Source organism: Streptomyces sp. NPDC039430 (assembly GCF_055639435.1).
In genome coordinates, this window is sequence record NZ_JBVKAK010000026.1 from 1 (window position 1) to 19,824 (window position 19,824).

Consider the following 19,824-nt stretch of genomic DNA (forward strand, 5'->3'; position numbering starts at 1 on the left):
CGCCTCGCCGACTGCTTCCCCGCCGTCGACTACTTCGAAAACTCAGGACTCCCCTTCGTCATCGCCCTCAACGGCTTCGACGGACACCAGCCCTACACCCCCGACGAAGTACGCGAAGCACTCCAGATCGGCCCCGACACCCCCATCATCACCACCGACGCCCGCCACCGCGCCGACGCCAAAAGCGGACTCATCACCCTCGTCGAACACGCCCTCATGGCCCGACTCAAGTAGACGGCCCGCTACGGTAGTTGACGTAGGGGATACGAGAGGCGGGCTATGTTCTCCGACACGGCCCGCCTCCATGTTCATAACATTTCGACAGAGAATTCACGGCCCCCGGACACCCGACGCACTCGCCCGGTACCACTGCGCTCACATCAGCCCCGCCTTTTGACGGGGCTCGTTCTTTATGCCCGTTTTACGTGAGGCTTGTACCACTCGGAATGGCTGATTCCTGCTGTTTGGAATGGGGCCCTTCCCCGTGCTGGAATTCGAGAACTCCCGAGTAGTACGGCCCTGAACAGAACACGGCACAAACGTAGGTGCCGACGCCGAGAGGTTGTTGGTCGAGTGAGGCGAAGCAAGACGAGCTCCGCGGAGCAGCAGGCGCGGGGCAACTTCACCCCGCCGCCGCGCGCAGCGGTGCCGCCTGCGGTCGCGACCGGCTCACCGCCGGTGACGGGCAGCTCCAGTCGGTTCTCGCCGCGCAACTGGCGGGTACCCACCCGGCTGAACGCCATTCTGCTCGTCCCCGTGCTGGTCGGCCTCGTCATGGGCGGTTTTCAGGTCAAGGGGTCCATCGACACCTGGCAGGAAGCGCAGGACGCCGAGAAGACGGCGCTCGTCGTACGGGCCGCCTCGGAGTACGGCCAGGCCCTCCTCGACGAGCGTGACCTCACCGCGCAGCCGCTGCTGACCAACAAGCGCGACGCCGAGAGCGTCGTCCGGGCCCGTGCGGCCACGGACGCCGCGAAGAAGAAGTTCGACGTGGCCGTGCGGGACATGCCCGCGAAGCAGGGCCTGGAGCGCCGGCTCAGCCTCTTCCGCGGCGAAGAGCCCAAGCTGGAGAACATCCGGAAGACCGCGTACACCGCGGGCGTCGAGACCCCGGACAAGAACGGCGACAACGGCGGTCCCGTGGCCACCGAGGAGGGGTATGTGCTGGTCCAGCACTCCCTCATGGAGTTCGCCAACGAACTCGGGCTCGGCACGGGCAATATCACCAGCTACGGCCGCACCGTCTACGCGATCCAGCTCGCCAAGGCCGCGGAGTCGCTCCAGCGCTCCATCGGGATGCATCTGCTGGTCAGGCCGAGCCAGAAGGACGACGTCAGGAACGGCCAGTCGGTCGCGTTCTCCTCGTACGCGTATCTGGAGGACATCGCCGTCGGCGAGTACGTGTCCGGCGGCACCGCCGAGGACACCGTCACGCTCCAGGCCGTGATGAAGGAGCAGGCGGCGGCCGGGGCGCGGAAGCTCGCCACCGCGCAGCAGCAGGCCATGGCCGCCGGTGAGGACTTCAAGGCGCCGCCGAGCAAGGACGGTTCGGTCCTGGACGGCATGGTCGCGGCCATCGCCACCGGGGACAGCCCCGAGCAGCTCGCGGCGCGCGGGGTCACGCCCGAGGCGTGGATGGCCGCCTCCACCGCGAAGTTCGACGGCTACACGGTGATCGAGCGGGATCTCGTCGACAAGGCCGTCACCGACGCCGCGCAGATCTCGGACGACGCCAGGAACACCGCCATCACCAACGGCGCCATCGTGGTGATCGCGCTGCTGGCCGCGTTCATCCTGGCGGGCATGATGGCCCGGCAGATGAGCCGTTCGATGCGCGCGCTGCGTACGGCCGCGTTCGGGATCGCCGAGCAGCGGCTGCCGATGCTGGTCGACCAGCTCTCCCGGACCGACCCGGGCCGGGTCGACACCCGCGTCCAGCCCATCCCGATCGATTCGCGCGACGAGATCGGCGAGGTCGCCCGCGCCTTCGACCAGGTCCACCGCGAGGCGGTCAGGCTCGCCGCCGAACAGGCCATGCTCCGCGGCAACGTCAACGCGATCTTCACGAACCTCTCGCGCCGCAACCAGTCGCTGATCGAGGGCCAGTTGTCCCTGATCTCCGATCTGGAGAACAACGAGGGCGACCCTGACCAGCTGGAGAATCTCTTCAAGCTGGACCATCTGGCGACCCGTATGCGCCGCAACGGCGAGAACCTGCTCGTCCTCGCGGGCGAGGAGCCCGGCCGCCGCTGGAACCAGCCGGTGCCGCTGGTGGACGTGCTCCGCGCCGCCTCCTCCGAGGTGGAGTCGTACGAGCGCATCGAGCTGTCCGGCGTACCCGAGACCGAGATCCACGGCCAGTCCGTGACCGACCTGGTGCATCTGCTGGCGGAACTGCTGGAGAACGCCACCACGTTCTCCTCGCCGCAGACCAAGGTGCGGGTCACCGCGACCCGGCTGCCCGACGGCCGGGTGATGATCGAGATCCACGACAAGGGCATCGGCCTGACCGCCGAGGACTTCGCGGACATCAACCACAAGCTGGCCAACCCGCCGACCGTGGACGCCGCCGTCTCCCAGCGCATGGGGCTCTTCGTGGTCGGCCGGCTCGCCGACCGGCACGGGATCCGCGTCCAGCTGCGCCCCTCGGGCGAGCAGGCGGGAACGACCTCGCTGGTCATGCTCCCCGACCCGATCACGCACGGCGGCGGTGGCGGCGAGCCGGCCGCGGCCGACGACTTCACCGTCTCGCAGATCATGCCCGACCAGCCGGCGGCGCCGCTGGAGGAGCAGGCCTTCCCGACCGCTCCGATGCTGACCGCCGCCGAACTCGGCTTCGACGACTCCCGCTACGAGCGGCAGCCGGAGGCGGACGGCCCCCGCACGCTGGACCCCGTCAACCGCACGCTGCGGCGCGAGGAGCGGCGAGCCGCGCTGGGCGGCGCGCAGGACGCCTCGCGGCCGCTCTTCGCCGACCAGGTCGACGGCCAGTACCGCGAGGAGGTCGACGGCCAGTACGCGCCTCAGCAGGCGTCGTACGACCCCGGCTACGCGGCACGGCCCGAGGAGAGCGGAACGGCGTACCAGGGCGGCGGTTACGAGGAGTACCGCGCGCCCGACGCGTTCCCCGGGCAGGGGGCTTATACGGAGGCGTCGTACCAGCCTCAGCAGAGCTCTGAGGGAGCGTACGAGAACGCCTTCGGCGCCCCGCCCCACCAGCAGGAGTGGCCCGCTCAGAACGGCTACCAGGGCGCGTACGAAGCCGAGTCGCGGACCGAAGCGGAATCTGCCGGGGGCGCTCCCGAGAAGGCCCGGGACCGCGTAGGCTTCGACCGTCCGGGCCCTTCCCCGAGCGCGAGCCACGCGCTGACGGATGCGGGCCTGCCGCGCCGGGGGAGCAGCCAGCAACCGCAGGGGTGGCAACCCACTGGACAGGACGAAGGACAGACAGGCCAGACTGGTCAGACCGGCCAGACTGGTCAGGGCGGTCAGGCCGACAGGACCGGTCAGGCCCCGCTGCTCGGCGGGAGCGGCGGCGACGTCAGCAGCAACGGCATCGGCATCGGCCGGAGCGAGGCGGCCGGCTCCGAGGACTGGCGTTCCACGAACGACGACCGCTGGCAGCGGGCCGAGAAGCTGCGCGAGCCCAAAGCCGGCGGAGTCACCTCGTCCGGTCTCCCCCGCCGCGTGCCCAAGGCCAATCTGGTCGAGGGAGCGGCGGAGCAGACCCCGCAGGGCGGTACCCAGGTTTCCCGCGCCCCGGAGGACATTCGTGGCAGGTTGAGCAACCTGCGACGCGGTGTCCAGCGGGGGCGCAACGCGGGAGCGGACACGAACGGACCGGGCTTCGGCTCGGGCAGTACCTACAACCAGGAGCGTTAGTGTGAGCCCGATGAGCCAGGCGGCGCAGAATCTGAACTGGTTGATCACCAACTTTGTGGACAACACCCCTGGGGTGTCCCACACCGTGGTGGTCTCCGCCGACGGACTCCTGCTGGCCATGTCCGAAGGATTCCCCCGCGACCGCGCTGATCAGCTCGCGGCCGTGGCGTCCGGTCTGACCTCGCTCACCGCGGGGGCTTCCCGGATCTTCGAAGGGGGCGCGGTCAACCAGACCGTTGTCGAGATGGAGCGCGGCTTCCTCTTCCTGATGTCCATCTCGGACGGTTCCTCACTGGCCGTCCTGGCGCACCCGGAGGCCGATATCGGCCTGGTGGGCTACGAGATGGCCCTCCTGGTCGACCGCGCGGGCACGGTCCTCACCCCGGACCTCCGCGCCGAGCTCCAGGGAAGTCTGCTCAACTGACAGACAGTGCGCTGCCGCCGCCGCACCATTAGGGTTCGGTGGCGCGGATTCCACAGGTCCGTCAACATAGGGCCCGGCGACCGGCAGTCGGAGGAGGAAACGTGGCTACACCCCCAGGCGGACATCCTTATGACGATGGCGTGCGGTACCCGGGTGAGCATGCCCGGAACCGCTTCAACTTTCCCTCCACGCCGAGCGGTCAGGCCGGTCAGGGGGACCAGGAAGGTACGCGCCCACCACGGCGCGCGCCGCGGCAGCAGCCCCATCCCCCGCCCCAACAGCCGTACGAGCAGCCGCAGCGGCCCCGCATCCAGCCGGTGCAGCCGCGGCACACGCCCGAGCCTGAACCCATGGGCACGCACAACCCGTTGGTGCGTCCGTACGCCATGACCGGCGGCCGGACGAGGCCGCGGTACCAGCTCGCCATCGAGGCGCTGGTCAGTACGACGGCTGATCCGTCCCAGTTGCACGGGCAGTTGCCCGAGCACCAGCGGATCTGCCAGTTGTGTTTCGAGATCAAATCGGTCGCCGAGATTTCGGCGCTCCTCTCCATCCCCCTCGGCGTGGCCCGGATCCTCGTAGCCGACCTGGCGGAGGCGGGACTTGTCGCCATCCATCAGCCCGGCGGCGACGAGGCCGTCGGGGGCCAGCCAGACGTGACACTGCTCGAAAGGGTGCTCAGTGGACTTCGCAAGCTCTAGCGGCGGTGCAGCCCGCTCAACCACCAGCGCGAAGATCGTGGTGGCGGGCGGCTTCGGCGTGGGCAAGACCACGTTCGTCGGCGCCGTCTCGGAGATCAACCCGCTGCGTACCGAAGCCGTCATGACCAGCGCCTCCGCCGGCATCGACGACCTCACCCACACCGGAGACAAGACCACCACCACCGTGGCCATGGACTTCGGCCGCATCACCCTCGACCAAGACCTCATCCTGTACCTCTTCGGCACCCCGGGACAGGACCGCTTCTGGTTCATGTGGGACGACCTCGTCCGCGGCGCCATCGGCGCCGTCGTCCTCGTCGACACCCGCCGCCTCGCCGACTGCTTCCCCGCCGTCGACTACTTCGAAAACTCAGGACTCCCCTTCGTCATCGCCCTCAACGGCTTCGACGGACACCAGCCCTATACCCCCGACGAAGTACGCGAAGCACTCCAGATCGGCCCCGACACCCCCATCATCACCACCGACGCCCGCCACCGCGCCGACGCCAAAAGCGGACTCATCACCCTCGTCGAACACGCCCTCATGGCCCGACTCCGGTAACCGTGACCGTCATACGAAGGCCCCCGCACTCACCAGGAGTGCGGGGGCCTTCGTCGGTGCCGTGCCAGGGCGGAGGATACGGCGTGTGCTCAGCCCTGCCAGCTGTGCGGGGCGCGGAAGCCGGGCGTGCGCTCCAGCCGGCGCCAGCCCGCGGTGGAGCGGCCCCGGTGGGCGGGGGCCTCGGGCTGCGCGGCGGCACGGGCCATCAGCACCGCCGTGATGGCGGCCAGCTCCTCGGGGCCGGCCTGGCCCTTCTCGACGCGCAGCAGGGATTCGTTCGTAAGTTCGCTCATGGAGTCGTGTCTCCGTCTTCTCGGCGGGAGGGCGCGGGCCGCAGGTCTACTGCGGGGGGTTGCCGTGCTTGCGCGACGGCAGGTCGGCGTGCTTGGTGCGGAGCATCGCGAGCGCGCTCGCGAGCACCTCACGGGTCTCCGCGGGGTCGATGACGTCGTCGACCAGTCCGCGCTCCGCCGCGTAGTAGGGATGCATCAGCTCGGCCTTGTACTCCTTGACCATGCGGGCACGCATGGCCTCGGAGTCCTCGGCCTCGGCGATCTGCTTGCGGAAGATGACATTGGCGGCACCCTCGGCGCCCATCACCGCGATCTCGTTGGTCGGCCAGGCATAGGTCAGGTCGGCCCCGATGGACTGGGAGTCCATCACGATGTAGGCCCCCCCGTACGCCTTGCGCAGGATCAGGGAGATCCTCGGCACCGTGGCGTTGCAGTAGGCGTACAGGAGTTTGGCGCCGTGCCGGATGATCCCGCCGTGCTCCTGATCGACACCCGGCAGGAAGCCGGGCACATCCAGCAGCGTGACGATGGGGATATTGAAAGCGTCGCACATCTGGACAAAGCGCGCAGCTTTCTCCGACGCCTCGATGTCCAGGACACCCGCCAGCGACTGCGGCTGGTTGGCGACGATGCCGATGACCTGCCCGTCCAGTCGCGCCAGCGCGCAGATGATGTTACGGGCCCAGCGCTCGTGGATCTCCAGGAAGTCGCCCTCGTCGACGAGTTCCTCGATGACCTTGTGCATGTCGTACGGGCGGTTGCCGTCCGCCGGCACCAGATCGAGCAGCACGTCCGAGCGGCGGTCGGCCGGGTCCTCGGAGACGACCGTGGGCGGGTTCTCCCGGTTGTTCTGCGGAAGCATCGACAGGAGGTAGCGCACCTCGGCGATGCAGGTCTCCTCGTCGTCGTACGCGAAGTGCGCGACGCCCGAGGTCTCCGCGTGCACATCGGCACCGCCCAGACCGTTCTGGGTGATCTCCTCACCCGTGACGGCCTTGACCACATCGGGGCCCGTGATGAACATCTGCGAGGTCTCACGGACCATGAACACGAAGTCCGTGAGCGCCGGGCTGTAGGCGGCGCCGCCCGCGCACGGCCCGAGCATCACGCTGATCTGCGGGATGACACCGGAGGCACGCGTGTTGCGCTGGAAGATCCCGCCGTAACCGGCGAGCGCGGACACGCCCTCCTGGATCCGGGCCCCCGCTCCGTCGTTCAGCGAGACCAGCGGCGCACCGGCCGCGATGGCCATGTCCATGATCTTGTGGATCTTCGTGGCGTGGGCCTCGCCCAGGGCGCCGCCGAAGATCCGGAAGTCGTGCGCGTACACGAAGACCGTGCGGCCCTCGACCGTGCCCCAGCCGGTGATGACACCGTCGGTGTACGGCTTCCTGGCCTCCAGGCCGAAGCCGCTGGCACGATGCCTGCGCAGCTGCTCGACCTCCTTGAACGACCCTTCGTCAAGCAGCAGCTCGATACGCTCCCGAGCGGTCAGCTTGCCCTTCGCGCGCTGTGCCTCGGTCGCCCGGTCGCTCGGCCCTCGACGGGCCTCCTCGCGCAGGGCGTGCAATTCGGCCACACGGCCCCGGGCATCTACGGGCTCACCCGGCGTCTCGTCCACTACGGTCATGTCCCAACCCTACGAAGAGCACCAAGGAATCGCGCCGTAGACTCCACACAGTCTCCTGGCGGTATTCCTGGTGGGCCTGGACAGAACCCGGCCCGTTGCGGGGTTCCCGAACAGCAAGCTACCCCCGGCTCTTGTGGGATTCCCCTAGATGTCAGCGCACGGCAAACTCGCAGCGATGGCTCGCGCCGGCCGTGCCGGGAGTGACCCTCAGGCGTACGCTACGGCCCGCCGCGAGCACCTCGACGGCCGGGTCGCGGCCGGTCACCCGCCGTACCGGCCGGTCCCAGGCGATCTCCAGCGGCTCCCCCGTGCGGGTGGGCCCGCTCACCCGCAGCTCCGCCGTACGGCCGCGGACCACGACGAGCACGCTCGCGGGAGCGGACGCGGTGAGCGGCCCCGCCGTCCCCGGCCGCCAGAAGTTCGCGGCGGTACAGCCGAGCGAGCGGATCTCCACCGCCTGCAGCGCCGCCGTATTGGCGAGGATCCCGAGCCAGTGGCGGTCGGCGGCGCGGGCCGCGACGGTACGCCGGGAGGCGCCGGGCAGCAGCAGATAGGCGTACGCGGCGTCCACCGGATCGGTGCCGTGGTCCAGCCAGAGGGTCCGGTAGCGGCGGGTACGCCGTTCGGTGGAACTGGTGGTGTTGATGTCGCTCCAGGCGCCGGTGCGCGCCTCCACAAGAGTGTGTACGCCGGCGCCGCCGGGGAAGACCCAGCCGCCGTGGCCTTCCAGATGGGCCCAGCGGGGGCGCGGCCCGTCGTCGAGCGTGAACGCGTCGGCGCCGTTCTCGCCGAGGTTGCGGTTGTCCACGACCGTCTCGGCCGGGACCCCGTCCGTGGCGCTGATGCCCGCGCCCAGACAGATGACGGCGTCGGCCGCGAAGAACCACGACTTGCGGGCTTCGAGGGTCGAGCCGAGGCCCTTGAGATGCTGGCCGACGGCGGCGAACTCCCCGTCGGTCACGCCGCCGACCCACCGTACGGCCGGTTTGGGGGCGCCCCACTCGCCGCCGGCCCGGTCCGCGAGCCGCTTGGTGGAGACCGTCGTGCCCGGCAGCCGGTACGGGTCGACCGTGGGCCAGAACCAGTCCGTGTACTGGTCGTTGCCCCGGTCCGCGCCCCACCAGTAGAGCATTCCGGCGCCGGTGTGCCAGCCGCGCGGGTTCTCGCCGTTGCCGCACTCGTAGTGCGTGATCCGGTCCGAGGCCATGGAGAGCGCGGCGGCCCAGCCGGGCCGCCGGTGCACGGCGCGGTCCATCGCGGCGAAGAACGTGTGGCCGACCGGCTCGGGGGCGGCGGGCACGGCCGAGGCGGCGACGGTGTGCAGCCGGGCGAGATCGGCGACGTCGAACTGGCGGGCGGTGAGGATCGGTGAGACGGTGTCCCGCTCGATCCACCCCTTGACCAGGGCGGTCCAGCGCTCCCGCTCGGCCGGGGAGGCGCCGCCGGCGAGCAGCGGGATGGCCGCGATCAGCCCCTGGCCATGGAAGTGATCACTCCGCATCACCCCCTGGTCGTCGCTCATGAGAAAACCGCGGCTGATGGCCCGGCCGTTGACGCCGTCCATCATCAGTCCGTTGTAGATCAGCGGGGCGTAGGCGTGCTCCACGCTGTCGAGGATGATCTGCCGGCGGGGGTCGGTGACGGCCCAGGTGGAGCCGGCGAGCAGGGTGAACAGCCGGCCGAGGCCGTCCAGCATCACCTGCCCGTACGTGCCCGAGTAGGCGACCCAGGTGTGCTGGACGAAGGAGCCGTCGGCGTAGAGGCCGTCGCCCTTCGTGACATACGGGAAGACGGGCGAGAGGGCGTCCCGGGCGAGGGCGAGCTTGGCGGGGGCCCGGCCGAGCACCCCGCGCAGGGCGACGGAGCGGCAGAGGTCGACCCGGTTGGCGCCGGTGCTGGTGCCGGAGTAGTCGGCGAGCAGCGCGTCGGGGATGAAGTGGTCGACGGCGGCGCAGGCCGCCGCCCGCTGTTCCTCGGTGAGGTGCTCGTACAGGACGGCCACGAGATCCATGAGCAGCCGGGGGGAGCCGATCTGCCACTCCCACCAGTTGCCGTACGGAGTGGTCGCGGGGTGGTAGACGGTGGCGGAGAGATGGCCCAGGCCGCGGACGACATCGGCGAGGAGCGCCGCGTCGCCCGTGAGCCCGGTGCCCGGCTGTGCGTACGCCTGGGCCATCGTCCACAGCCTGCTGTAGCTCTGGGTGATTCCGGCGGGCGGGTCGAAGGGGCGGTCAGGCCAGAGGGAGGCGGCGGCCGGGGCCATCGACCGCCGGAAGCGCGCGGCCAGTTCGCCGGTCCGCGCGAGCCGGGAGGCGTACGGCTCGACGGCCGGGTCGTAGCCGGTGCCGAGCTGGAGGTCCGCCCAGCGTCTCCGCAGCTCCTCGAACTCGTCGGCGGCGGCCCGCTGTCCGGCTGCGGCCGGGCGGGAGAGCGCGAGCGGGAGGGGGAGCGAAAGGGGGAGGGGGAGCGAGAGGGCGCCCGCTCCGGTGACGGTCAGAAAGGCACGACGGGACCAGGCGGACAGCAGCGACACGGAAACCCCCACGATCGGAACTCGGAAGTGGTGTAGACCGGCTGACCGTTGGTCTAGCGCAACGTCCGGCCGCTTTCAACGGTCCCGACGCGGTGGGGTGTCCGTGCTCCGAGGCGGGCGCGTGTGCCCAACCACCCTCCGTGTCCGTCATGTTGTGAGGACCGGCTGATTGTGAGAGCGCTCTCACGCTCAACTCTTGACGCGTTCCCCACGCGTCGCGAGAGTGGTTGCCCGCGCAGGCGCGGCCCCCACATACCGCGTTACTCCCTGCGTTCCCCCACATTCCAGGAGAACATTCGTGATATCCCGCAGACTGGTCCTCACCGGTACGGCCGCGACCGCGGCGACGCTCACCTATCCCGTCTGGGGAAGCGCTCTCAGCCCCCACGCGTCCGCCGCCCCGGAGACCTGCGAGCTCGCCCTGGTGAACACGTCGCTGCCGGGCGCGGTCAACGCGTATGTCACCGGCCACGACCAGGCAACCAACGGCTGGGTGCTGCTGCGCGCCGACGGCAGCGTCTACCGGCCCGAGTCACCCGGGGCACCGCAGACCCCGCTGCCGGTCGACTGCGCGATCCCGCTGAACCCCGCGGGCGGCGCGCCGGTCGTCCTGACGCTGCCCCGGATGTTCGGCGCCCGTGTCTACTTCGTGCGCGACGACAAGCTGGACTTCTTCCTCAACCCGGGCCCTGCCCTGGTCGAGCCGGCCTTCGCGACCCCCTCCGACCCCAACTATGGCCGCACCTGGTCGTTCTGCGAGTTCACCTTCAACCAGGACCAGCTGTTCTCCAACATCAGCTATGTCGACCTGGTGACGGCCCTGCCCATCGGCATCAGGCTGGAGGGCGACGCCACCCATACGGTCGCCCCGCTGCCCGAAGGCGCCCTGGAGCGGATCGCGGACGGGCTCACCGCCCAGGCGGGCGTGGACGGCCATCCCTGGGACAAGCTGGTGCTGCGCGGCGGGGACGGGCGGGTCCTGCGGGTCATCTCGCCGCAGAACCTGGCGGGCCAGACGCCCTTCGCGCGGGTCTTCGACAGCTATGTCGACCAGGTCTGGGAGAAGTACCGCTCCACGGATCTGCGGGTCGATCTCCAGGGCGGGCGCGGCGTGTTCACCGGCCGGGTCAGCGGCGACACGCTCACCTTCAACGGGGGCCACACCTTCGCCAAGCCGACCTCGATGGACATCTTCACCTGCAACAGCGGGCCGTTCGCCAACAACCCCGCCGACTCGGACGACAAGAAGGGCCTGCTCGCCCGGCTCGGGGCCGCCTTCAACCGCTCGACGGTGCTCAGCCACGCGGACCAGCCGAACGGCGCCACGGCGGCCGACTACTACAAGGACCCCGTCACCAACCACTTCGCCCGGGTGGTGCACGCCAACACCCCGATCGGCTACGCCTTCCCGTACGACGACGTGCAGCCGGACGGCCGGCCGGACGTCTCGGGCGCGGCGCACGATGGCAACCCGCGCCGCTGGACGGTGTCGGTCGGTTCCTGACCCGGTTCTCCGGCCCGGCACTCGCGTGACGCTCCCGCACGGGAGCTTCCGTACGACGACGGTGCCCCCGCCCTCCCAGGACCGGGAGGGCGGGGGCACCGTCCTGTGCGGGGACCGCCAACGGCGTCAGCAGCCGCCGCAGTTGTAGAACGTCACGTCCCAGTGGTTGCCCTCGTCGGCGTAGAGGTTGCCGGCGCCGGACTGCCACTGCGGGGCGCCGTCACCGCGCACCCCGATGTACGTGAAGGTGTTCTTGACGTAGTTGGTGACGCAGGTGGCCTTGCCGAAGTCGAGCTTGTAGCCGTTCCAGTGCGAGTACGTGCCGCTCGCGTGGCCGGTCTCCGTACCACCCGTGATGTTGAGGGCGCAGCCGCTGGCGCTCTTCAGGGTCTGGGCGCCCTTGGCCGAGTCCAGGTTGAGCTGGTCGAACGACGTACAGGTCGGGGTGTTGCGGTCGGAGCAGCCACCGGACGAGGACCAGGTGATCCCCGACGAGCGGAACATCGAGGTGGCGGTGGCGTGGGTGATCTTGGTCGCGGCCTGAGCGTCCGTGGCCGCGCTCAGAACGCCGAATCCGGGGGCGAAGAGCGCGCCGAGCACGAGGGCGAGCGCGCCGAGAACCGAGCGGATTTTCATTGGGGGGATTCCCTCTCCTGCTGAAGACCATGGAGCCGATTGGTGCCGATGGGCGATGGGCCGACGGGCGGTGGGGCCAATTGGGCGGTGGGGCAGGTGGAACAGAGAGATGGTGCCCGATGTCTACGCGCGTCCGCCAGAGGGCGGCGCGCTCAGCAGAACTCGATCGGGTGACATTGTTGAAATCTGAACCAGACAGGTCTAGGGTGATGGTCGTTGAAGGTTAAACAACAGCCGCGCACCACGTACTCAGGAGCAATCATGGGAATCTTCGGCCGCAAGAACGACTCCACCCAGAGCGCGACCGCCACGGGCACCGCGACCGCCACGGTGGACCCGGCGCTCGCCGCGCTGACCGGTGAGTACACCATCGACCCGGCGCACAGCACGATCAGCTTCACCGTCCGGCACGCGATGGTCACCAACGTCCGGGGCACCTTCACCGAGCACGAGGGTTCGCTGAGCCTGGACGGTTCGGACCCGACCGCCTCGTCGGCGTCGATCGAGGTCGCGATCGCCAGTGTCGACACCGGGATCGCGGACCGCGACGGTCATCTGCGCAGCGCCGACTTCTTCGACGCCGAGACGTTCCCGAAGATGTCCTTCCGCTCCACCTCGGTCGAGCAGCTGGACGCGGAGACCTACCGGCTGACCGGCGACCTCTCCATCAAGGACGTCACCGGGCCGCTCACCATCGACCTGGAGTTCAACGGCTCGGCCACCGACGTGTACGGCAACGAGCGCGTCGGTTTCGAGGGCAGCGCCACGATCCTGCGCTCCGACTGGGGCCTGACCTGGAACACCGCGCTGGAGACCGGCGGTGTGATGGTCAGCGACAAGGTCAAGCTCGGCTTCGACATCTCCGCGATCAAGAAGGCCTGAGATCCATCGGGCCGAGCGGGCCGAGCTTCACGGGGCTGAGATCCACCGGACCGGACACGCCCTAGAACCCGCCGCCGCCGCCGTCGAACCCGCCGCCCCCGCCGAAGTCCCCTCCCCCGCCGAAGCCTCCGCCGCCGAAGTCACCCGGGTCGAAGTCCGAACCCGAGTAGTCTCCGCCGCCGAAGCCGGACGGGTCACCGCCGCCGAAGTCCGCGGCATAGGCGGGGGTCGCCATCATCGAGCCGAGCATCGTGCCCACCAGCAGCCCCGGCAGCAGCCCGCCGCCGAAGTAGCCGCCGGCCCACGGTCCGTACGCCGGTCCGGCCTCCCAGTAGGGGCGGCGGCCGTGCTCGGTCTCGACCGTACGGGTCTGCGGATCCGCGCCGTCCGCCAGCCGGGCGGCGTCGGCGGCGCAGACCGGGACCGTACGCGGGGCACCGGCGGGCGGCGCCCACTGCGCGTCCGTCACCGAAGGGCCGTGCCGCGGATCGAAGAAGCACGGCGAACGGCGCTCCGGAAGCGGGGCGCCCGTCCTGCGCGCGGCCAGTGTGGCCAGCGCGAACCGGCCGTCCTCCAGCGCCTCGGTCACCCCTCGTACGTCCTCGGGCCGTTGCGCCGCGCCCATCAGGGACTTGGCCTTCTCGTAGGAGTCCAGGGAACGTTCGTAGTCCGCGCGCATCGCGTCATCGGCGCCCGGCTCGCCGGGGTGGAAGTCCAGCCGGTCCAGCTCCTCGCCGAACGCGGTGATGTCCTCGTCCACGACCACCCGCAGCTTCTCCAGCGCCTCGCGGGTGCGCTCGTCGCGCTTGCGACGGTTGACACGCGCCACGGTGTAGGCGCCCGCGCCGCCCAGCACGATCACGGAACCCAGCACGATGAGCCCGGTGGACGAGCTGCCCGCGCCGCCCGCTCCCGACCCCGTGTCCCAGGAGGCCGGAGCCTGGCCACGGGTCTGCGGGAGGGCCTGGTCCACGAAGTTGTTCAGCTCGGTCGCGGCGTCGACCGGGCCGCCCGCCTTGACCGCGTCCGTGAGATTGGCGACTGCCCGGCCGGGCAGCACCGCGGCGTCGGCCGCCGCGTTGAACCCGTCGCCCAGACGGATGGCGTACAGCCCCGTCACGCCGGTCTCGGTCCGTACGTCCCTCAGCACCGTCGACGCCGGGAACTGGGCGTTCACCGGCAGGACCGCCACGAAGACCGGTTTGTCCGCGTCCTTGATCTTCTTCGCCAGGGCCCCGGCCTCGGACGCCGAGAGCTGCCCCGCGGCCCGTGGGTCCACATAGACCGGACTCTTCTTGAGGGCCTCGCCCACGGCCTGGGGGCCGGTGGCGGCCGGGGCGTCGGTGGCCGCGCCCGCGCCCGGCGCCACCAGGAAGGCCGCGGCGAGAAAGGCGAGAAGCAGCCCGGACAGAAGGGAAATCAGCCTCGTCCTCATACATATTGACGCTACCCGAAGTACGGCCGAACCGGACGGGCGAGGAAAAGAGGAAAGGAGAAAGGACGGAACGGGAACGAGGACCGAGGGGAACGAGGACCGACGCGAGCGGGGACTACGGCGCCGACTCGCGGACGATGATCTCCGTGGGCAGGACGACCGGCCCGCCGGGGACGGACGACGTCCCGGCGAGATGTCCGAGCAGCAGCCGCGCCGCCGTCTCCCCCATCCGCTGGGTGGGCTGGCGGACGGTGGTCAGCGGCGGCTCCGTGTGCCGGGCCAGCGGAACGTTGTCGAAGCCGACCACCGCCACATCGTCGGGGACCTTGCGCCCCGCCGCCCGCAGCGCCCGCAGCGCGCCTGCCGCGCTGATGTCGTTGTGCGCGAACACGGAGTCGAAACGGACCTTGTTGTTGAGGAGCTTCTCCACCGCGAGCCGGCCCGACAGCTCGGTGAAGTCCCCCACCATGACGAGTTCGGTGGGCAGCACCTCGACGAAGCCCCTGAGCCGGTCGCGCACGCACCCGAAGTGCGAGGGCCCGGTGATCACGAGCGGTCTGCGGCGCCCGCCTGCCAGCAGATGGCGGGCCGCGGAGGCTCCGCCCTCGTGGTTGGTCGTCACCACGGACGGAAAGCCCGCGGGGCGGCTGCCCCGGTCGTCGATCAGTACGACGGGCAGCCCCTTGCGGTGCAGTCCGACGATGGTGTCGAGGGTGTTCTCCGGCTCCACGACGAGCAGTCCGTCGAAGGCGCGGGCCGAGACCTGGGTGACGAAGTGCTCCACCGATTCGGGGCCGCGGTTGCAGGTGAAGAGCAGCAGGCCGTAGCCGGCCGCCTCGACGGTGTCCACGACCCCCTGGAGGACCTCGCCCATCCAGGGCCAGCTGAGCGCGGGCACCAGCATGCCGATCGTATGGCTCCTGCCGCGGGCCAGTCCGACGGCGCCCGAGCTGGGGACGTAGCCGAGCCGGGCGATCACGGCCCGGACGCGGGCGGCCGTACCCCGGTCGACTTCACCTTTGGTATTGATCACCCGCGACACGGTCGTCTTGCTGACGCCGGCCTCACGGGCCACATCGGCGATGGTGACACGCATCGTGGCCTCCCCGAAGAGTGGGGAACCGGTCGCGGCCCCACAGGCCGGTACCGGTCCCGGAACCGGTACCGGTGCTCGGCGGTGAGTTAACCGGCGCGGGGGACCGCCGTCAACACTTCACACCGAGATTGGTCCGCACCTTTGTTACGTACCAGGCCGGCCGCAGGTCAGGGACGACATGGGGGCGTTGTGCGTTCAGTTCCTGAATACCCGGCCTCTTGACGGACGTTCGTAACGGCAGTTCACTCACGCCGCACGGCATCACCCCCCACAGCACTGCCGATGAAGGGCAGCAGACTTATGTCGAGATCGACTGGCATCGGACGGCGGCTGGCGAGGACGCTCCTCGCGGGCGCCCTGGCCACCGCCGGGCTCACCGGCCTCTCCGCCGGTACGGCGCAAGCCGCGGGCGAGCAGGTCAGCATCTGGCTGACGACCACCGACGACAGCGGAGGACGCCATGTCACCCGCGGTCTCCAACAGCAGACCCCGGTCACCTTCCAGCCGGGCAACGGCGGCAGCGGTACGAACGTCAGCGTCGACGAGGGCACCCGCTACCAGACCTTCACGGGCGGCGGCGCGTCCTTCACGGACACCGCGGCCTGGCTGATGAAGGGCAGCGGCGCGCTTTCCCAGGCGACCCGTGACGACACGATGAAGAAGCTCTTCTCGCCCACCGAGGGCATCGGGCTCTCCTTCATCCGCAACCCCATGGGCGGCTCCGACCTCGCCCGCTTCGGCTACACCTACAACGACCTCCCGGCGGGCCAGACCGACCCCGGTCTCGCGCGGTTCTCCCTCGCGCACGACCTGGCCGATGTGCTGCCGCTGACCAAACAGGCCAAGCAGCTCAACCCGGCGCTGACGACCATGGCCTCGCCGTGGACGGCGCCGGCCTGGATGAAGGACAACGGCCAGCTCAACGGCGGCTGGCTGAAGGCGGAGAACTACGGCACGTACGCCAACTACTTCGTGAAGTACCTCCAGGCGTACCGCGACCAGGGCATCCCGGTCGACTACGTCTCGGTGCAGAACGAGCCGACCTGCTGCGCCGGTTACCCGTCGATGAGCTGGAACGGTTCGGGTCTGGCGTACTTCACCAAGAACGAGCTGCTGCCCAAGCTCCAGAGCGCCGGGCTGTCCTCCAAGGTGCTCGCGCACGACTGGAACTGGGACACGTACGACGCGTACGCGGCCGAGACCGTGAACGACGCGGCCATCCGCAGCCACCCCAACTTCGGCGGCGTCGCCTGGCACGGCTATGGCGGCAACGTCCAGAAGCAGACGGACGTCCACAACCAGTATCCACAGCTGAACGCCTTCCAGACCGAGCACTCCGGCGGTACCTGGATCGCGAATCAGCAGCGCGAGGACATGTCGAACATCATCGACTACACCCGCAACTGGGCGAAGTCGGTGACCAAGTGGTCGCTGGCGGTGGACCAGAACCGGGGCCCGCACAACGGCGGCTGCGGCACCTGCGACGGGCTGATCACGGTCCACAACGGTGACGGCCGGCACGGCCAGGTCGACTACACCATCGAGTACTACACGATGGGTCATCTCACGAAGTTCGTGAGGCCGGGCGCGGAGCGCGTCGCCTCCACCGCCAGCTCCACGGTGCCCAATGTGGCCTGGCGCAACCCGGACGGCTCCAAGGCGCTGATCGCGTACAACGACGCGTCGGCCGCCCGTGAGCTGCGGGTCAACTGGGGCGGGCAGAACTTCAGTTACTCGCTGCCGGGCAAGACCTCGGCGACCTTCACCTGGTCCGGCACCCCCTCGGGCGGCGGTGGCACCGGCACCTCGGGCACCTTCACCGGGCTCGGCGGCAAGTGCCTGGACGTGGCGGCCGGCGCGAGCGCCAACGGGACGGCCGTCCAGCTCTACGACTGCAACGGCTCGACGGCCCAGCGCTGGACGGTCGGCACGGACTCGACGATCAGGTCGCTCGGCAAGTGCCTGGACGTGACGTCGGCGTCGACGGCCAACGGCGCCAAGGTGCAGTTGTACGACTGCAACGGAAGCGGCGCCCAGCAGTGGTCGTACAACGCGGGGACCGGTGACATCGTCAACACCGCGGCGGACAAGTGCCTCGATGTGACGGACAACTCCTCGGCCAACGGCTCCCGCGCCCAGATCTGGACCTGCACCGGAGCCGCCAACCAGAAGTGGCGGCTCCAGAGCTAGGCCCTGTCTTCCGTCTGGATCCGGGAGCCCGAAGGGCCGGGGCGGACCGCGCGGAGTGGCTGACTACTCCGCCGGTTCGACCCCGGCCCGCAGCAGTCCGTAGGTGTACGCGTCCTCCAGTGCCTGCCAGGACGCCGCGATCACATTCTCGGCGACCCCCACCGTGGACCAGTCGCCCACCCCGTCCCCCGTGGTGATCAGTACGCGGGTGGTGGACTCCGTACCGTGCCTGCCCTCCAGGATGCGCACCTTGTAGTCCACCAGCTCCAGCTTGGCGAGCTGCGGATAGATCCGCTCCAGACCGACCCGCATGGCCCGGTCCAGGGCGTTGACCGGGCCGTTTCCCTCGGCGGTGGCGACGATCCGCTCGCCCTTGGCCCACAGCTTCACGGTGGCCTCGTTGGCGTGCGTACCGTCGGGCCGGTCCTCGACGATCGCGCGCCAGGACTCCGTACGGAAGTAGCTGCGGGGCCGGCCCTCGACCTCTTCGCGCAGCAGCAGCTCGAAGGACGCGTCGGCCGCCTCGTACGTGTACCCCTTGAGCTCGTACTCCTTGACCCGGCGCACGACGCGGCCGACGAGATCGCGGTCGTCGCCGAGGTCGATGCCCAGCTCCCGGCCCTTCAGCTCGATGGAGGCGCGGCCCGCCATGTCGGAGACGAGCATCCGCATGGTGTTGCCGACCCGCTCGGGGTCGATGTGCTGGTAGAGGTCGGGGTCGACCTTGATCGCGGAGGCGTGGAGTCCGCCCTTGTGGGCGAAGGCGGAGACGCCGACATACGGCTGGTGGGTGGAGGGGGCGAGATTGACGATCTCGGCGATGGCGTGCGAGATCCGGGTCATCTCGGCGAGCGCGCCCTCGGGCAGGACGCGCTTGTCGTACTTCAGCTCCAGCGCGGCGACGACCGGGAACAGGTTGGCGTTGCCGACGCGCTCGCCATAGCCGTTGGCCGTGCACTGGACATGGGTGGCGCCGGCGTCGACGGCGGCGAGGGTGTTGGCGACGGCGCAGCCGGTGTCGTCCTGGGCGTGGATGCCGAGCCGGGCTCCGGTGTCGGCGAGCACGGTGGTGACGACGGCCTGGATCTGCGCGGGCAGCATGCCGCCGTTGGTGTCGCAGAGGACGACGACATCGGCGCCCGCTTCGGCGGCGGCCCGTACGACGGACTTGGCGTACTCGGGGTTGGCGCGGTAGCCGTCGAAGAAGTGCTCGCAGTCGACGAACACGCGGCGGCCCTGTTCGCGCAGGTAGGAGACGGTGTCGCGGACCATCTCGACGTTCTCGTCGAGGGTGGTGCGCAGCGCCAGCTCGACATGGCGGTCATGCGACTTGGCGACCAGCGTGACCACCGGGGCGCCGGACTCGACCAGCGCTCTCACCTGTGGGTCCTCCGCCGCCCTGGCCCCTGGCCTGCGGGTGGAGCCGAAGGCGACGAGCTGGGCGTTCCTGAAGTCGATCTCCTGCCGGGCGCGGGCGAAGAACTCGGTGTCGCGCGGGTTGGCGCCGGGCCAGCCGCCCTCGATGAAGCCCACGCCGAAGTCGTCCAGGTACCGGGCGATGGCCAGCTTGTCGGCGACGGTCAGGTTGATGCCCTCACGCTGGGCGCCGTCGCGCAGCGTCGTGTCGAAGACATGAAAGCTGTCGTTGTGCACCGTGGGCCCAGTGGACTCAGTGGTCATGGTGTGTAGCTCCTGTCGAGTGGAAGGACTGGCTCCACTTGCCCCCATCATCGCTCGCGCCTCTCTCCGGCGATGATGGGGCCGGAAAACGAAAAAACCTCTCGCGGGTGCGAGAGGTCTGCGCGCGGGTCTGGGGCACGGTGGCCGCGCCGTACGGGGTGGTACGAGGCGATCACTGCGGACCGGCGCGCCTGCTGCCAATAATCATGGCGAACGAGAGCACAGGGCGATTTTCGCATGTCTGGCGCGGCGGGGAAGGTGCGTCTCACGATGCGGTCAGGGCAGATGAGCGGTGCGTGACGACAGCGCGCCATGGAACGGCCGCCGGGGGCGTGTCGCGGCGGCCGGGCCGGGCGTGGGCTTCGCGACACGCCCG

14 protein-coding genes and 1 pseudogene are annotated in these 19,824 nt (G+C 69.9%); 8 read left to right on the forward strand and 7 right to left on the reverse strand.

All coding sequences use genetic code 11. From position 1 onward, the window contains the following. The 5 genes and pseudogenes from ACZ7LS_RS35305 to ACZ7LS_RS35325 all read left to right on the forward strand — a co-directional run. Positions 1-234, forward strand: a pseudogene (locus ACZ7LS_RS35305) (ATP-binding protein); the annotation flags it as partial. A 339-nt stretch (positions 235-573) separates the two neighbouring features. Then, the gene (locus ACZ7LS_RS35310; RefSeq protein WP_385134706.1) at positions 574-3,882 is read left to right on the forward strand and encodes a sensor histidine kinase; all 3,309 of its coding nucleotides are present in this window, start codon (positions 574-576) and stop codon (positions 3,880-3,882) included. A gap of 10 nt (positions 3,883-3,892) precedes the next feature. Next, entirely contained in the window at positions 3,893-4,306 is a 414-nt protein-coding gene (locus ACZ7LS_RS35315; protein WP_010984131.1) for a roadblock/LC7 domain-containing protein, read from the forward strand. 101 nt (positions 4,307-4,407) lie between these two features. Then, positions 4,408-5,007 (forward strand): DUF742 domain-containing protein, encoded by a 600-nt coding sequence (locus ACZ7LS_RS35320; protein ID WP_382517273.1) that lies wholly within the window; start codon positions 4,408-4,410, stop codon positions 5,005-5,007. Continuing rightward, positions 4,988-5,569 carry a GTP-binding protein gene (locus ACZ7LS_RS35325; RefSeq protein WP_031229389.1) on the forward strand — a complete coding sequence of 194 codons (582 nt, stop codon included), beginning with the start codon at positions 4,988-4,990 and terminating at the stop codon, positions 5,567-5,569. The genes ACZ7LS_RS35320 and ACZ7LS_RS35325 overlap by 20 nt, the downstream gene beginning before the upstream one ends. Positions 5,570-5,658: 89 nt before the next feature. Here the strand turns inward: ACZ7LS_RS35325 and ACZ7LS_RS35330 are convergent, their stop codons facing one another. The 3 genes from ACZ7LS_RS35330 to ACZ7LS_RS35340 form a co-directional block, all read right to left on the reverse strand. Next, the gene (locus ACZ7LS_RS35330; protein WP_382517277.1) at positions 5,659-5,862 is read right to left on the reverse strand and encodes an acyl-CoA carboxylase subunit epsilon; all 204 of its coding nucleotides are present in this window, start codon (positions 5,860-5,862) and stop codon (positions 5,659-5,661) included. A 46-nt stretch (positions 5,863-5,908) separates the two neighbouring features. Next, positions 5,909-7,492 carry an acyl-CoA carboxylase subunit beta gene (locus tag ACZ7LS_RS35335; RefSeq protein ID WP_382517279.1) on the reverse strand — a complete coding sequence of 528 codons (1,584 nt, stop codon included), beginning with the start codon at positions 7,490-7,492 and terminating at the stop codon, positions 5,909-5,911. Between the two features lie 151 nt (positions 7,493-7,643). Further along, on the reverse strand, positions 7,644-10,016 hold the full coding sequence (locus ACZ7LS_RS35340) for a polysaccharide lyase 8 family protein (RefSeq protein WP_385134763.1): 2,373 nt from the start codon (positions 10,014-10,016) through the stop codon (positions 7,644-7,646). Positions 10,017-10,323: 307 nt separating this feature from the next. Between ACZ7LS_RS35340 and ACZ7LS_RS35345 the strand changes: the two genes are divergently transcribed. Continuing rightward, positions 10,324-11,529 (forward strand): glycoside hydrolase family 64 protein, encoded by a 1,206-nt coding sequence (locus ACZ7LS_RS35345; protein WP_385134709.1) that lies wholly within the window; start codon positions 10,324-10,326, stop codon positions 11,527-11,529. Between the two features lie 126 nt (positions 11,530-11,655). Here ACZ7LS_RS35345 and ACZ7LS_RS35350 read toward each other — a convergent pair whose 3' ends face one another. Beyond that, on the reverse strand, positions 11,656-12,165 hold the full coding sequence (locus tag ACZ7LS_RS35350) for a hypothetical protein (protein WP_385134711.1): 510 nt from the start codon (positions 12,163-12,165) through the stop codon (positions 11,656-11,658). 261 nt (positions 12,166-12,426) lie between these two features. Here ACZ7LS_RS35350 and ACZ7LS_RS35355 point away from each other — a divergent pair, with 261 nt between their 5' ends. Beyond that, positions 12,427-13,047: a YceI family protein gene (locus ACZ7LS_RS35355; protein WP_385134713.1), complete on the forward strand. Its 621-nt coding sequence runs from the start codon at positions 12,427-12,429 to the stop codon at positions 13,045-13,047. 61 nt (positions 13,048-13,108) lie between these two features. On the opposite strand, the gene ACZ7LS_RS35360 is transcribed toward ACZ7LS_RS35355, so the two are convergent. Further along, positions 13,109-14,482: a hypothetical protein gene (locus ACZ7LS_RS35360; protein WP_382517294.1), complete on the reverse strand. Its 1,374-nt coding sequence runs from the start codon at positions 14,480-14,482 to the stop codon at positions 13,109-13,111. A 115-nt stretch (positions 14,483-14,597) separates the two neighbouring features. Continuing rightward, on the reverse strand, positions 14,598-15,578 hold the full coding sequence (locus tag ACZ7LS_RS35365; RefSeq protein WP_382517297.1) for a LacI family DNA-binding transcriptional regulator: 981 nt from the start codon (positions 15,576-15,578) through the stop codon (positions 14,598-14,600). Positions 15,579-15,878: 300 nt separating this feature from the next. On the opposite strand from ACZ7LS_RS35365, the gene ACZ7LS_RS35370 reads away from it, so the two are divergent. After that, entirely contained in the window at positions 15,879-17,768 is a 1,890-nt protein-coding gene (locus tag ACZ7LS_RS35370; RefSeq protein WP_385134716.1) for a ricin-type beta-trefoil lectin domain protein, read from the forward strand. A 63-nt stretch (positions 17,769-17,831) separates the two neighbouring features. Here ACZ7LS_RS35370 and cimA read toward each other — a convergent pair whose 3' ends face one another. Then, a complete protein-coding gene (gene cimA, locus ACZ7LS_RS35375) occupies positions 17,832-19,448 on the reverse strand; it encodes a citramalate synthase (RefSeq protein ID WP_382517303.1) in 1,617 nt (538 codons plus the stop codon). Positions 19,449-19,824: the final 376 nt, after the last annotated feature.

Coding starts and splice junctions, on each gene's coding strand:
- cimA (WP_382517303.1), bottom strand. CDS start 19,448: ATGACCACTGAGTCCACTGGGCCCACGGTGCACAACGACAGCTTTCAT.
- ACZ7LS_RS35350 (WP_385134711.1), bottom strand. CDS start 12,165: ATGAAAATCCGCTCGGTTCTCGGCGCGCTCGCCCTCGTGCTCGGCGCG.
- ACZ7LS_RS35370 (WP_385134716.1), top strand. CDS start 15,879: ATGTCGAGATCGACTGGCATCGGACGGCGGCTGGCGAGGACGCTCCTC.
- ACZ7LS_RS35335 (WP_382517279.1), bottom strand. CDS start 7,492: ATGACCGTAGTGGACGAGACGCCGGGTGAGCCCGTAGATGCCCGGGGC.
- ACZ7LS_RS35365 (WP_382517297.1), bottom strand. CDS start 15,578: ATGCGTGTCACCATCGCCGATGTGGCCCGTGAGGCCGGCGTCAGCAAG.
- ACZ7LS_RS35330 (WP_382517277.1), bottom strand. CDS start 5,862: ATGAGCGAACTTACGAACGAATCCCTGCTGCGCGTCGAGAAGGGCCAG.
- ACZ7LS_RS35360 (WP_382517294.1), bottom strand. CDS start 14,482: ATGAGGACGAGGCTGATTTCCCTTCTGTCCGGGCTGCTTCTCGCCTTT.
- ACZ7LS_RS35355 (WP_385134713.1), top strand. CDS start 12,427: ATGGGAATCTTCGGCCGCAAGAACGACTCCACCCAGAGCGCGACCGCC.
- ACZ7LS_RS35315 (WP_010984131.1), top strand. CDS start 3,893: ATGAGCCAGGCGGCGCAGAATCTGAACTGGTTGATCACCAACTTTGTG.